A 13,460-nucleotide genomic window follows, 5' to 3' on the forward strand; every position below is an offset into this window, starting at 1 on the left:
TGATCAAAACTCCTTTCATCAAGTGGACTCGCAGCTCTTCCCAATAACTTATCCCTTAGTACCACCATTAGTTAAGCCTGATACAAAGTTCTTTTGTAGGAAGAAGAATAATACTGAAATCGGAACGGCAATCAGAATTGCCCCTGCAGCGAATAAGGTTACTTTTTGATTTTTAGCATCTGAAATAAAGGTTTGAAGTCCAACTGCTACGGTATAGTATTCTGGTGAGCGTAGCAAGAATTTCGCTAACATAAAGTCACCAAATGGTCCCATAAATGCCCAAAGCGCTTGGACCGCCAACATTGGTCGTACCAATGGTAACACGATTTGATAAAAAATTCGGAAGTGCCCTGCACCATCTAGCTTCGCTGATTCATCAAGATCATATGGTACGGTATCAAAGTAGCCTTTCATCAGCCAAGCATTCATCGGAATACCACCACCAACATAGATGAGAATCAAGAACCAATATTGGTTAAGAGCATTAAAGAGCCAAGCCATAACAAAGTAAGCTGTTAGAGCTGCCATTGTTGGTACCATTTGGACAATCAAGAAAAACATCAAACTCTTTTTGCGTCCAATAAAATTATAACGGCTGTAAGCGTATCCTGTCAAGGTAATGACCGTTACCTGAATAAGCATCGTAAAAGCAGCTACGATAAGGGTATTCATATACCATTTAACATAAAGCGTTTCTGTGAAGAGACGATGAAAGTTTTGTAGTCCCCATTCTTGACTTAAATTCAGAGTGAAGGATGTCACATTTCCAGACCTAAAAGCTGAGCTGACTGTTACCATTAGAGGAAATAGGATAACGATTGTCAGTAGCACCAAGTAAGCATAGGTCCAAAATTGTGTCCAAAAGCGTTTCATTTTTAGTGAACTATTTACACGAGGTTTAGCCATTTATTTATCCCCCATATCAAAAGCATTGAATTTTTTAAAGCTAATCAAGGATACTGAGATAACAATTAGAGAAATCACCAAGGTAACTGCTGATGCCATTGAGAATTGTGGTGACGTTTGTGTTGTTAATTTGTAAATCCATGAAATCAAAATATCTGTCGCACCAGCACCACCACCTACAGATCCTGGTCCACCATTGTTGAATAGGTAAATGATAGAGAAGTTGTTAAAGTTAAAGGTGTACTGTGAAATAAAAGTTGGTGCTGCAACTGCTAAAATCATTGGTAAGGTAATTTGACGGAATTTTTGCCAAGCCGTTGCACCATCTACTGTTGCTGCCTCATACAAATCAGCAGGAATAGATTGTAAAATTCCCGATACCAAAACATAGATATATGGGAAACCTAACCAACCTTGTACCATGATAACGGCAATCTTTGTAAAGGTGGCATCAGTCTTCCACGGTACAATGCCAAAATCAAGGAATGGTAACAATTTTTCAATAAATGGTAGCACTTGAACATTCATGGCACCGATTGAGTCATTGAAGAAATTACCAAAACTCATGATTGAGATAAAGGCAGGTACCGCCCAAGGTAATAGGAAAATAACACCAAACAGACGTTTGAATTTGATAAAGTTTTGGTTGGCAATAATCGCAGTAGCAACACCGATAACGATTTGAAGCGTTGAAGCTGCGAAGGTCCAAATGAAGGTCCATGAAAGAACTGAACCAAACGCCTTACGGAACGTGCTCAATTGCACCATATTGACAAAATTTTTGCCCCCAACCCAGTCTAATAATTTTTGAGGCGGAATATGACGAAAATCATAATTTGTAAATGCAATAAATAGGGTTACAACAACTGGAAAGACAATTGCAAAAGCCATTGCTAGATATGCTGGAATGATGAGAAGATAAGGAAAACCATTTTCATAAAGACTGTTAAAGGTTTCTTTAAACGTCATTGGAACCTTTTCACCATTGTTCAAGCGCTCTGCAGTTGATTTAGCATCATGCATACTTGCTGAATGAATTAACACCATAACTAAGGTCATAATCAATTGCATTGATCCTTGGATAAGCATGAACAGAGAGTGATCCACTATCGGTGTATCTCCCAAAGTCACCAATCCAATTAGAGCAGACGCCCCAAAAACGACCCATTCAATTATTTCCAAAACAAAGACCAAGAAAAGCAATAGTGCTTTACTTTTTTGCCCATTATAAAACTGTCCCAATCCTGGAATCAGCCCCAAAAGCATGGCTAGTTTTGGATTTTTGTGTTCAGTTGACGTTTTCATAGGTCAACTCCTTTCTTTTTGAATATTTCAATAAAGCAAAGCCCTTAGGCATAAGATCATGCTGTTCTAGTAGGTGACTAGCTAAGACTTCTCCTTGTGGTAAAACCTGTGGTTGCTTGCTGTCATTGACTCGTAATTCTACCACAGTATCGCCTAGCTCTCTGCGGATGATAAAGGTACCTTCTTTGCTCAATAATCGCGTATTGCCCTTGTGTAAGCACTCTTCGTATTTACGACTATTGATAAGACTTCGCATTGTCACCCAGAAAGGATTAGCTACCCCTGCTTTTTCCCAGTCAAAGCCTCTGCGACAATCAGGATCATAACCACCACTCATGGCTATCTCTGTACCATAATAGATACATGGACTGCCCTCAAATGCTAGAAGAATCGCCACTGCCAATAAGAGCTTATCTTTATCCCCATTTACTTGTGTTAAAAAACGATGAGTGTCATGCGAATCAAGAAGATTCAAATTCATCTGATTAACTTGCCATGTATTGCGCATCCTCAAATTCGTCAATGTCTCAATTAAGACTTGACTGTCAAAATCATCTTTTGAAACGTAGTCTAAGACAGCTTTTGAGAAAGCGTAGTTCATGATACTATCAAACTGGTCACCTCTGAGATAGGGGTATGCGTCATGCCAGTTTTCTCCAATGATAACCGCATCAGGATTCAGTTCTTTTACAATTTTTCTAAATCGCCTCCAAAAATCATGAGAAATTTCATCTGAAACATCTAATCTCCAGCCATCAATTTGATACTCCCTAATCCAATAAGCTGCAATCTCAAGAAGATAGTCCTGAACTTCTGGATTTGAAGTGTTCCATTTTGGCATCTCTGAAACGGTTGCAAAGGTCTCATAATTTAGTGGTTTCCTTGTTGGAAAATCCCCATTAATCATGAACCACTCATAATATTTAGATTTCCGACCGTGTTTTAAAATGTCTTGAAACTCAGGTAAAAGGTAGCTTGAATGGTTAAAAACAGCATCCAAAACAACTTTTATGCCTCTGAGATGTGCTTCTTTTATCAAGTTTTTCAGAGAAATCTGATCTCCAAATTGCGGATCAATCGCATAATAATCACTAATATCATACTTATGATTACTAAGTGATTTGAAAATCGGTGTCAGATAAATAGCGGTAATTCCTAAATCTTCAAGGTAATCAAGTTTCTGACAAACACCTGCTAAGTCACCACCAGCGAAGCTACGAGAGGTAGGTTTTGCAAACCAATCCATATCAATGTAGCTATCGTCTTTTTCAAAATCACCACGCGCAAAGCGATCAATAAAGATTTGGTAGAAAGTCCCCTGACTCATCCATTCCACTGGACGGTGAACATCAATCGCATTGATATAGGGCATCTGGAAATAGGTCTGATAACCTAGGTCAAAATCATAACTGTCGAAAAAACCGCCCTCACTATAATAGAAACATTCTTCGCCATACTTAATATGAAAAATATAAGCTAGCCGAACATCCTCTAAAGGGAGGCAAATTTCATAATAAGCATGAAGATGGTCACAACCAACAAACGGCATTTTAATCCGTTTTTGATGATTGTGATAATTGTATTTCATGCCATAAACTAGCTCAATCTCTGCTTCTTTATCCTCTTTGGCTAAACGCAAACGAAGAACCAAAGTATCATTTGAAATTGCAAAACAATAACGTGAATCTGGCTCATGAAAAATAGCCGCTCTATTCATGATGTGTTCCTTTTCTAAATGCCATAGCCTTAGCTTCTTATCTCTCTGTCACATGAGCTGAGACAAAGAGATAAAAAGCTGATCAGAAATGTTCTGAATCAGCTTTTGACATGTTCATTATTCAGAATATTTTTGTTCGATAGCTTCTTTAATCGTAGATACAGCTTCTTTAGCTGCTTCTTCTGGTTTTTTGTTACCAGATGCAACATCGAAGAAAAGTGTAGCTGCTGGTTCCCAAACTTCTGCCATTTGTGGAATGTTTGGCATTGGTTGAGCATCTGCGAATTGAGCAATAACAGCACTTGTTAATTCATTTCCTTTAGAAGTTGCATACTCACGTGCTTTAACATTGGCAGGGATTTCTTGTGTCGCATCATAGAATGCTGATTGGTTAGCTTCATTTGTGACATAATCCAAGAATTTTTGAGCTACTTTCATGTTTTTGCTGTAGCTAGAAACTACCCATGCTTTACCACCACCGAAGGCTTCATATTTACCTCCGTTAGCAAGTGCTGGGATTTGTGCTGCTCCCCATTTAACGCCAGCTTCTGTCAATGACGTTGCTGCCCAAGGTCCATCGATGATTGCAGCTGTTTTACCAGTTGTAAATTGCTCTGTAATAAAGTCACCGGCTTTAGTTGTATCTTGCATACCTTGTGGCCAAGTGTCATACCAAGATTTAGCGTAAGTCAAACCTTCAACAGCCCCTTTATTTGCTAATCCGAGGTCTGATGCGTCAGTACCATCTTTACCGAAGACATAACCACCATAACCAGCAGTCAAACCGTAAGCATAGTAGAAGTTAGTCCAGTTGGCAAGGAATCCGACTGCTTTACCTTCTTCACCAGCAAATGCATATTTCGCATCTTTTTGAAGAGCCATCAACTCATCAAATGTTTTTGGTGCTTCCTTGATAAGGTCTTTGTTGTAGTAAAGGATTAAACTTTCAACAACAGCGGGAGCTCCATAAACTTTACCTTCAAGAGTAACTAATTTTTTAGCAGTTTCATCATACTCAGCTTCATTACCAAGTTTTACTTCTGCAATTTGACCATCCGCTCCAAGTCCACCAACACGGTCATACGGAGCGATGAACACATCTGGTGCTGCACCTGTTGGTCCATCTGTAGAGAGTTTATCGAGGGTATCAATCATTCCCTCTTCTTTAACTTCAATATCTACACCATTTTCTTTTTCAAAATCTGCTTCAATTGATTTGATGTAATCAACGTAGCCAGTGTCTACAGATACGACTAATTTTTTAGAATCTTCACCTGAATCAGCTGACTTGTTTGAAGAACCATTGCCACAAGCAGCTAAAGTTACTGCTGAAGTCAATGTTACTGCACCAAAGGCAAATTTTTTCCAATTCCATTCCATAAATGGGTCCTCCGTAATAGGTTTTGTTTTGATGATGTTAGTATAGCATAGTTTTATTTTTAATGCAAACGGTTTCCGTTTGTTTTTTTTTTTGATTTTTTCTAAAAAATATTTTAGCGCTTTCAAAATCAGGCTATTTTATCGATACTAAGAATATAATTGCTTTATCTGAAACAGTTATCTTTCCATTGATAATAGTGACTTTTTGCCCATTTAGTAAATCCTCATAAGCTCCATCTGGTACTTCAACTGAAACTTCCGTTTCTTTTCCTTTTAGTGAAATAATAGCGACAATCGTTTGCTCATTTGTCTGATGTGTGATGAGGACAACATCATTAGTATCATCGGCTACTAACTGATACTCTGATTGTGGTGAAATCATTTTTTTGATTTGTGCTAATCTCGTTAGCTCCTCAGAGATATCTTCCCCAGACCAATCAATGGGAGCTTTTTCAAACAAACTTGGAATCGTTAAGGCTTGTCGCTCTTGTCCATTATAGATAAGCACTGCACCCTTTTGTAGGTAATTAAATACTGTCCAATTCAACAAGTCAGATTTATTAGGAATCAAGTCTGCTGCTCTGCGATTGTCATGATTCTCAAGATTGCGAAGCTTGATATAGTCAACTGGGAATATGACCTCTTGCAAGTTTAAGCGGTCTATATAGGCTGATAATGGTATTTTTCCTTCCAGATAGTCAACCCAAAGCCCTCGAACATCGTAATCATAAGCCATATCAAAGGCTTGGAAAATCTCACCATCGCTAAGCGCCGTAAGACCTTGACTGCGCATATACTTGATAAAGCCTGGTTCAATGCTCTCTGAGAGCCAAATCACATCTGATTTAATCTGTTCAACTTGATAACGAGCCTCTTTCCAAAATGCTAATGGGATAAGCGGAGCGACATCACAGCGGAAACCATCTACACCTCGATTAACCCAAAGTTTTAAGGTCTCAATTTGATAATCCCAGAGATCGTGATTCGCATAATCCAAATCAATAATGTCCGACCAATCACCAACACGATTTCCAAATGAACCATCTGGTTTGTGATAAAACCATTCTGGATGCTCTTGAGCTAAAATCGAATCTGGGGATGTATGATTGTAGACAATATCAATCATCACTTTCATACCACGTGCGTGAATTTCTGCAACCAGATTTTCAAAGTCCTCCAGCGTTCCAAAATGGTCATCAACCGCTCGATAATCTTTAATAGCATATGGTGACCCTGCTGAGCCTTTTCTTGCCACTTCCCCATTTGGATAAAATGGTAAAAACCAGATAATATCAGTTCCTAATGCCTTGATACGATCCAATTCTGGAATAACTGCTTCAAAGGTTCCTTCTTCAGAAAAATTTCGAACATAGAGCGAGTAAATCACCGCCTGACGTAAATTGATATCTGTATTTTTCACGTCAATTCCTCCTTAATACATTTTCTTCATTAGTTTATCAAATATGCAATTTTTACGCAAGCGGTTTCTGTTGTTTTTATACTTATTTCATTTTGAAAGAGTTATGGGCGACGCAGTCGCCACAACTAGCACTTTCTGCACTGAAACTGATACGTTTTAGCGTAAGGGGGGTGAAATCATCCAGTGGACAGTTTCACTAATAAGAATACCACTATAGCGAAAGAAACATTTTAGCCTCACTTCGTTCGGTGATTTATCAATGACATTCGAAATTATAAACTGCTAATTTTGATTTTTGATGGGTATTAATGAGTATTACTGATAAAGCCCCAAGACATTTAAAAAGCAAGAATCATTCGACTCTTGCTTTAATCTTCCACTATCTTGATATCTGCACCTAAGGCAGTTAATTTTTCAATAATATCTGAGTAGCCACGTAGGATAAATTCAATATTGGTAATTTCTGTTCTTCCTTCAGCCATAAGCCCCATTGTCACAAGCGCAGCACCTGCACGAAGATCAGAAGCTTTAACAGGTGCTCCTGTTAATTGCTTACCGCCTTCATAGATAATTTGTCCGCCAAGAACCTGAATATCTGCTCCCATACGAGCCATCTCAGGCACGTGGTTGACACGTTTTTCATAGATGGTGTCAATAATCTTTCCTCTGCCCTTAGATTTTAACAACAATGGTGTTATGGGTTGTTGCAAATCAGTCGCAAAACCTGGATAAGGGGCTGTTTTAATCGTAACAGCCTCAAGAGGACCTTGTTCTTCAACGTAAATGCTATCCTCATTGACAGTCATGCGTACCCCCATCTCCTCAAGTTTAGAGATGAAAGCTTCCAAATGTTCATAAAGGACATTCGTGATTTTGACACCTTGACCAATAGCTGCCGCCATAGCAATATAAGTCCCAGCTTCGATACGATCTGGAATCACCTGATGACGCGTGCCATGTAGATGTTCTACACCTTCAATAGTAATCACATCTGTACCAGCACCACGGATATGTGCGCCCATGTTGTTAAGAAGCGTTGCCACATCAATAATTTCTGGCTCACGCGCAGCATTTTCAATAACCGTACGACCTTGCGCCTTAGCTGCTGCAATCATGGTATTAATCGTCGCACCAACACTGACTGTGTCCATATAGATATGAGCACCGTGAAGCGGTTTGCCATTGGTTGCAATGCGCATTGCTTCAGCTTCATAAGAAACATTTGCTCCCATTGCTTCAAAGGCTTTTAGATGTAAGTCAATCGGACGAGGTCCTAAATCACATCCACCAGGTACCCCAACAGTAGCCTGACCGTAACGACCTAGAAGGCTTCCGTAGAAATAATAGGAGGCTCGTAGGCTGTTAATTTTCCCAAAAGGCATCGGCATATCTTTAACGCCACGAGGATCAATTTCAAGGCTATCTTGATGACGTTTAACACTTCCACCCATGATTTCAATAATCTCAATCAAGGCATCTACATCACTAATTGCAGGTACGCCATCAAGTGTCACAATACCATCTGCTAAAATAATGGCAGGAATTAGCGCGACTACTGAATTTTTCGCTCCAGAAACCGCTACTTCCCCTTTTAGTGGCTTACCACCATTTATAATAATCTTTTGCATAATAAACTTTCACTGACTAAAATTCAACCCTACAATTTTACCATATTGTATAACATTTTACAAATTTTCAGTTATGAAAACACGACAAGGTAATTTCCCAACGTAAGTTCCACTTTAGCTTTCGAAGTGGTCTTAGTCTAATACTTAACAAAAATCAAAAATTACTTTTTTGCTTCTTTCTTAAAAGTGCGGACGCTCCAAAGGTCTGGGAGACCTTTGGAGGCGGGAAATAAGACGAACAGAGTTCGTCACAGTCGATAAGGTTTGGGGAACCTTTTGAGGTGGGAAATAGAGTTGACAAAGTCAACATCAAAACCTCCTACGGAGTTTCATTGCTAGATTTGAGCTTATCTCTATCGCAGTAGATGATTGGATGTACTTGTCGACTACTCGACAGCGTCCAACCTAATCATCCTTGCGGGGGAACTACTACGAAATTGACTTTCAATTTCTGTAGTTCTCCCAAAAATCCGTTCATATCGAGAGTGAACTCTCGATATGAATACTACTATAGCGAAAAAAACTCTGGTAAATCAAGCCATTCATTGCTACTTGATTTTACTTAAACTGCAAATTTTGATTTTGGATGAGTATAAAAGCTGTATTCCTCATGGGAACGTTAGCCACACCCAATATAAAAAGACTCCATTTTGATGCTTCCAAAATGAAATCTTTTTGTTTTTGCTATTAAAATGTTCTATTTCACTCAATACTTATCGGTCAAAAGTTTTCAGATCACCGATATAATCTTCCCAATCTTTACTCAGAAAACGAGAATCAAGATGGTAATTCGGTTTTTCTGACGTTTTCGTTAAGAAAGGATTGACACTCTTATCCATCTCAAGCCACCCTTTCCATCCAATGTGGATGGTGTCTTGCATGAAGAACTCCTGATTTCCCTCTTTTGAAAAATCAGCGATATGCGTAAATCCTTGACTTTGTAATTGGTATTTGATTTTATCAACTGTTTGTTGGTACATGTCTTGGTCCAAACCAGTGAACTCAGCCCACTTGCTATTGACCGGTGGAATAATAAACAAAACATCCGTATCAGTCTCTGCAAATTGGTGAAGCATTACTTGAAAATCGCGATACTCTGGAGAGACACGATAATCAAATGTTTTTTGACTACCTTTTAATTTCTTTTTGCGACGCGCAATTTTAGAACGGTAAAAGTCATTACGAATTCCGAATTCATTATTGGTAGTCTCTGATTTACCTTCTTCGATTGCTAAGGCTTCTAATTTGTCATATGAAAATTCTTCCGGCAGTTTCTCAGCTTGTTTGACAACATTGGCATAGTTCCCCAAATCAATTGAAAATTGTCCGAAGAAGCGATCTTCTTTTCTCAGCAAATAACTTTCAAATTCGAGGTTTTGAGTTTCTTTTTTTCCCAGCTTTTTCCCATCAGCCACCTTTTGCAAATAGTCTTTAAAAGGAACTTCCGCATAAAGTGATAATAAGCGTTTGGCTACATAACGATCATACTCTGTGTCTTTTTGTTGGCGTAAAAAGGATACAACCTGTCCAGCTGTTAGATAATTTTGAAAGGCATGAGCATTTGCCCCCTCTTTAACAAACCACTGCGGCGACACAAAATAAATCGCCTTTTTCCCCTCAAAAGCCTCTGAAATCTCTTGACTAGCAAAATAATGTGTCAATGATGCTGCACCTCGTTGCCCTAATAAATAAGGGGTGTAGGGACGCTGATAGGCTTCTGCAATCACTGAAGGGTGCATGATGTCAAATCGCAACCACTCACTTGAACCCATAAAGGGAACAAAACGTGTTTCAGGATCTGTCAATGCACGTAATTTCTTGTACTTACTTTTAAAATTAGACTTGCTTAGAGCGACAGCATCGTGCTTTTCAGTTTTTGTCGAATAGGCAATCCCTTCTGGATAACATCCAATCAATCCAACAACTAAAAAGACTGCACAGATGACCGGTCCTAAAATCTGCCAGAGGCGTCTAATCATGGCGAAGCCCTTCTATTCCTGCAACAATTTTATTAACCGTATTCCAATCTTCTCGACCAAGTTCTGATACTGGAACAACAATTCCAAAACGATCTTCCAAGTTAACAATTAACTCAACCGTTCCCAAACTATCGAGAATTCCTGCATCATACAAATCCTCATCTAAGATTTCAGAGGCGTCTTCCATAAAAAGATCGTCGATAATCGCTAATACTTCTGTTTTAATATCCATTGTAAAACTCCTTTTCTTTAATACAAAATACAAACAACATTTACTTCTTTGACTTAGTAAATAATGCTCTTGTTAATTTCACTGACTCTCATTAACGTTTCGGGAACCACAACTGATCTAAGAATCCTGAAAAAATAAGGAAAGAGAACATGACAACATTAAAAGTCACAAAAATTCCCAAAGCTTGCATCCATTGATTTTCAGGCAGTGGTTTCTGTCCCTTTTGTTTGCGCTCTTTGTTCCACATTTTCTTTTGGCGTAACCACCAATCATTAACAATGAGTCCACACCCATGAAACACACCATAAGCAATATAATACCAGGTCACCCCATGCCATAATCCCATCAGAACCATATTCATAAGATAAGCCACACCCGAAGTTACATTTCGACTGTTAAAGAGCTTATTTTTAAGCATAACTTTAACTAATCGCATAAAGACATAGTCTCTAAACCAAAAGGACAAACTCATGTGCCAACGATTCCAAAATTCCTTCAAATCACGTGATTTGAAAGGCAAGTCAAAATTGTGTGGACTTCTAATGCCAAAAAGATTTGAAATCGCTATAGCAAATAGGCTGTATCCTGCAAAATCAAAGAAGAGATACAGGCCATAAGCATACATAACGCCCAAAGTCGGAAGATTAAAGAAGCCACCTTCTAGCAAAGCAGCCGATTTCAAGGGATTCAGAAAGAGTTGCCCAATGGCATAAGCTAAAATGTATTTATAAAGAAATCCCTTCATCAAGTAACGAACTGACTGATCAAGCATTTCAAACAAAACACTTCTATCAGGAATCTGTTCATATTCTTCATTAAAGCGTCTAAAACGATCAATCGGTCCACTTGAAAAGGTCGGCATGAAAAGAAGGAAGCGTAATAATTGCCAGACTGTGAAATCTTTTAAAACACCATCTCGCATTTCCATAATCATCCCAACTGTACGAAAGGTCAGATAAGAAATCCCTAAAAATCCAAATAGGGTCATCGGCTCTGCCTTTTGCATCAAAGGATTAATCTTAACAACCATTAAAGGGAAAATCGCCAAAAATACCCAAAGGTAAAACACCCAAGACGGATGAGGCTTTCGACAATAATACTTGTAAGAAATCAGTAGTAAGACCTGCCAAATCGTGTAGATAACCAGAGAGATAATCTGGTACAACTCTTTCCCCGTTAGCATGAGTACAATAAAAACTAAGCTAACGACCGCCTCATAAATAGGGAAACGTTTTTTAAAAAAGAGACCAATGAAAATAGGAAGAGCTCCCAAAATCACATAAACAAAATACTGGGGATTCCCATAGACTTCCAAATGAGGTAAATTCAACAGAAAATCACTCATGCCTTATTCACCTCATTGATGAGTCCTTTCAGATTCACTTTTCCATTTGGCGTCAGAGGAAGACTATCGCGATAAATGAATTTTGTTGGCATCATATAATCCATCATCACATCTTTTAAGCCTTCACGAATCGCTTTTGTAATGGCTATTTCTTTGTCAAATTGCTGAGCGACACCCTCTTTTAGAACGACAAAGGCAATTAAATTCTGAACCTTATGTTCCTTATTGTAGCGTGGTACAGCTACCGCTGATTCAATCAAGTCAGACTTATTCAAGTTTTGAGCTACATCTTCCAATTCAATTCGGTATCCATTGAATTTAATCTGAAAATCTAAACGACCACCGTAATACAATAGCCCCTCTTCAGTCATCACTCCCAAGTCACCCGTATGATAAGCTGGTTGACCATTTAATTCAAAGAAAGCTTCCGCAGTTTTCTCAGGATTATTCAGATAGCCCTTAGAGATAGCAGGGCCTGTCACAATAATTTCGCCCTGTTCACCTGCTGGTAAAACGTTACCCTCATCGTCAATGATAAAGGCTGGGGAATCTGATTTAACATACCCAATTGGAAGACGCTCACCTAATTCTAGCAAGTCATCAGTAATGGTCAAGGCTGAAAATGCAACCGTGGCTTCCGTTGGACCATAAGAATTGATAATCTGCGCCTTTGGAAAACGTTGACGCAGTTTTTGAGCCGTTTTAAGCGTCAGCTCTTCACCACAGAAATAAAAATGTGATAAATCTGGCAAGGTTTCAGCATTAAAGTCATGAGAAGCCAGCGCCATATCAACAAAGGAAGGTGTTGACGTCCAAACACCTATCGGAAGATCATAAATCGTGCTAAAAAGACGCCTAAAATCTGTCACTAAAGTCTTCGGTAGAGCAAACAAGGTTCCACCCTTAGCCAAAGTTGGCGCCCAGTACATCACTGATAAATCGAATGAATATGGTGGCTGGGCCAACATTTGTGGACGCTCTGGCACATCAAAAACTTCTGAACTAATCATCCAATTGGTGAAACTCAACAGATTTTTATGAGAAATCTGCACACCTTTAGGAGCACCTGTTGTTCCAGATGTGAAGATAATATAGTAATTATCATCTCCTTTGACTGAATGACTTAACTCATAAGATACTTTCTCAGTAAAAATCTGCTGTAACTGTTGTAAACTTACAAGAGGCACCGAAACATCTGATAACGGCAAATCTCCCACAGATAATATCAAACTAGGCTCAGCTATCGTTAAAATGGCTTCAATTCTATCCAACGCAGTATGCTGATCAATAGGAATATAAGCGTGCCCTGACTTTGTTGCAGCCACAAAACACACCAGCATCTCATACTCATGACCACCAAATACCACTATCGGTGAGCCTTCTTTTAACTGTAACGAATCAATATAGGCTGCCAAAGCATCTGAATCTTCTTTCAACTCCTGATAGCTGTGCTTTTCTCCTAAAATATCATAAACGGGATAATCACCTTGAACCTCAGCCCAATGGTTAAGTTGCAAAATCATATCCTGAATCATGCGTCACATCCTT

Annotated in this window: 10 protein-coding genes; all 10 read right to left on the bottom strand. The window is 38.9% G+C overall.

Features of this window, described 5'->3' with window-relative positions; translation table 11 throughout:
• Positions 1 to 48 precede the first annotated feature (48 nt).
• The 10 genes from AB6M99_RS07550 to dltA all read right to left on the bottom strand — a co-directional run bounded on the left by AB6M99_RS07550 (position 49) and on the right by dltA (position 13,447).
• Entirely contained in the window at positions 49 to 906 is an 858-nt protein-coding gene (locus tag AB6M99_RS07550) for a sugar ABC transporter permease (RefSeq protein ID WP_121836192.1), read from the bottom strand.
• Entirely contained in the window at positions 907 to 2,211 is a 1,305-nt protein-coding gene (locus AB6M99_RS07555; protein WP_121836191.1) for a carbohydrate ABC transporter permease, read from the bottom strand. It abuts the gene before it with no gap.
• Positions 2,195 to 3,928: a glycoside hydrolase family 13 protein gene (locus AB6M99_RS07560; protein WP_121836190.1), complete on the bottom strand. Its 1,734-nt coding sequence runs from the start codon at positions 3,926 to 3,928 to the stop codon at positions 2,195 to 2,197. Before AB6M99_RS07560 ends, AB6M99_RS07555 begins: the two co-directional genes overlap by 17 nt.
• A gap of 117 nt (positions 3,929 to 4,045) precedes the next feature.
• The gene (locus AB6M99_RS07565) at positions 4,046 to 5,308 is read right to left on the bottom strand and encodes an extracellular solute-binding protein (protein ID WP_121836189.1); all 1,263 of its coding nucleotides are present in this window, start codon (positions 5,306 to 5,308) and stop codon (positions 4,046 to 4,048) included.
• Positions 5,309 to 5,441: 133 nt separating this feature from the next.
• Positions 5,442 to 6,728, bottom strand: coding sequence for an alpha-amylase family glycosyl hydrolase (locus tag AB6M99_RS07570; protein ID WP_121836188.1), 1,287 nt, complete (start codon positions 6,726 to 6,728; stop codon positions 5,442 to 5,444).
• Between the two features lie 368 nt (positions 6,729 to 7,096).
• Positions 7,097 to 8,356, bottom strand: a complete 1,260-nt coding sequence (locus tag AB6M99_RS07575) for a UDP-N-acetylglucosamine 1-carboxyvinyltransferase (RefSeq protein WP_369350500.1) — start codon at positions 8,354 to 8,356, stop codon at positions 7,097 to 7,099.
• Between the two features lie 713 nt (positions 8,357 to 9,069).
• Complete coding sequence (gene dltD, locus AB6M99_RS07580) at positions 9,070 to 10,335, bottom strand: D-alanyl-lipoteichoic acid biosynthesis protein DltD (protein ID WP_121836186.1); 1,266 nt, start codon at positions 10,333 to 10,335, stop codon at positions 9,070 to 9,072.
• Positions 10,328 to 10,567: a D-alanine--poly(phosphoribitol) ligase subunit DltC gene (gene dltC, locus AB6M99_RS07585; protein ID WP_121836185.1), complete on the bottom strand. Its 240-nt coding sequence runs from the start codon at positions 10,565 to 10,567 to the stop codon at positions 10,328 to 10,330. The genes dltD and dltC overlap by 8 nt, the downstream gene beginning before the upstream one ends.
• 91 nt (positions 10,568 to 10,658) lie before the next feature.
• Positions 10,659 to 11,912, bottom strand: coding sequence for a D-alanyl-lipoteichoic acid biosynthesis protein DltB (dltB, locus tag AB6M99_RS07590; RefSeq protein WP_121836184.1), 1,254 nt, complete (start codon positions 11,910 to 11,912; stop codon positions 10,659 to 10,661).
• Complete coding sequence (dltA, locus tag AB6M99_RS07595; RefSeq protein ID WP_121836183.1) at positions 11,909 to 13,447, bottom strand: D-alanine--poly(phosphoribitol) ligase subunit DltA; 1,539 nt, start codon at positions 13,445 to 13,447, stop codon at positions 11,909 to 11,911. The genes dltB and dltA overlap by 4 nt, the downstream gene beginning before the upstream one ends.
• Positions 13,448 to 13,460: the final 13 nt, after the last annotated feature.

This window comes from Streptococcus hillyeri, from assembly GCF_041081565.1.
GTDB classification, from domain to species: Bacteria; Bacillota; Bacilli; order Lactobacillales; family Streptococcaceae; genus Streptococcus; species Streptococcus hillyeri.

Bases quoted from the DNA above. Each gene is read 5' to 3' on its own strand.
- dltB (WP_121836184.1), bottom strand. From the start codon at position 11,912: ATGAGTGATTTTCTGTTGAATTTACCTCATTTGGAAGTCTATGGGAAT.
- AB6M99_RS07550 (WP_121836192.1), bottom strand. From the start codon at position 906: ATGGCTAAACCTCGTGTAAATAGTTCACTAAAAATGAAACGCTTTTGG.
- AB6M99_RS07565 (WP_121836189.1), bottom strand. From the start codon at position 5,308: ATGGAATGGAATTGGAAAAAATTTGCCTTTGGTGCAGTAACATTGACT.
- AB6M99_RS07555 (WP_121836191.1), bottom strand. From the start codon at position 2,211: ATGAAAACGTCAACTGAACACAAAAATCCAAAACTAGCCATGCTTTTG.
- dltA (WP_121836183.1), bottom strand. From the start codon at position 13,447: ATGATTCAGGATATGATTTTGCAACTTAACCATTGGGCTGAGGTTCAA.
- dltD (WP_121836186.1), bottom strand. From the start codon at position 10,335: ATGATTAGACGCCTCTGGCAGATTTTAGGACCGGTCATCTGTGCAGTC.
- dltC (WP_121836185.1), bottom strand. From the start codon at position 10,567: ATGGATATTAAAACAGAAGTATTAGCGATTATCGACGATCTTTTTATG.
- AB6M99_RS07560 (WP_121836190.1), bottom strand. From the start codon at position 3,928: ATGAATAGAGCGGCTATTTTTCATGAGCCAGATTCACGTTATTGTTTT.
- AB6M99_RS07575 (WP_369350500.1), bottom strand. From the start codon at position 8,356: ATGCAAAAGATTATTATAAATGGTGGTAAGCCACTAAAAGGGGAAGTA.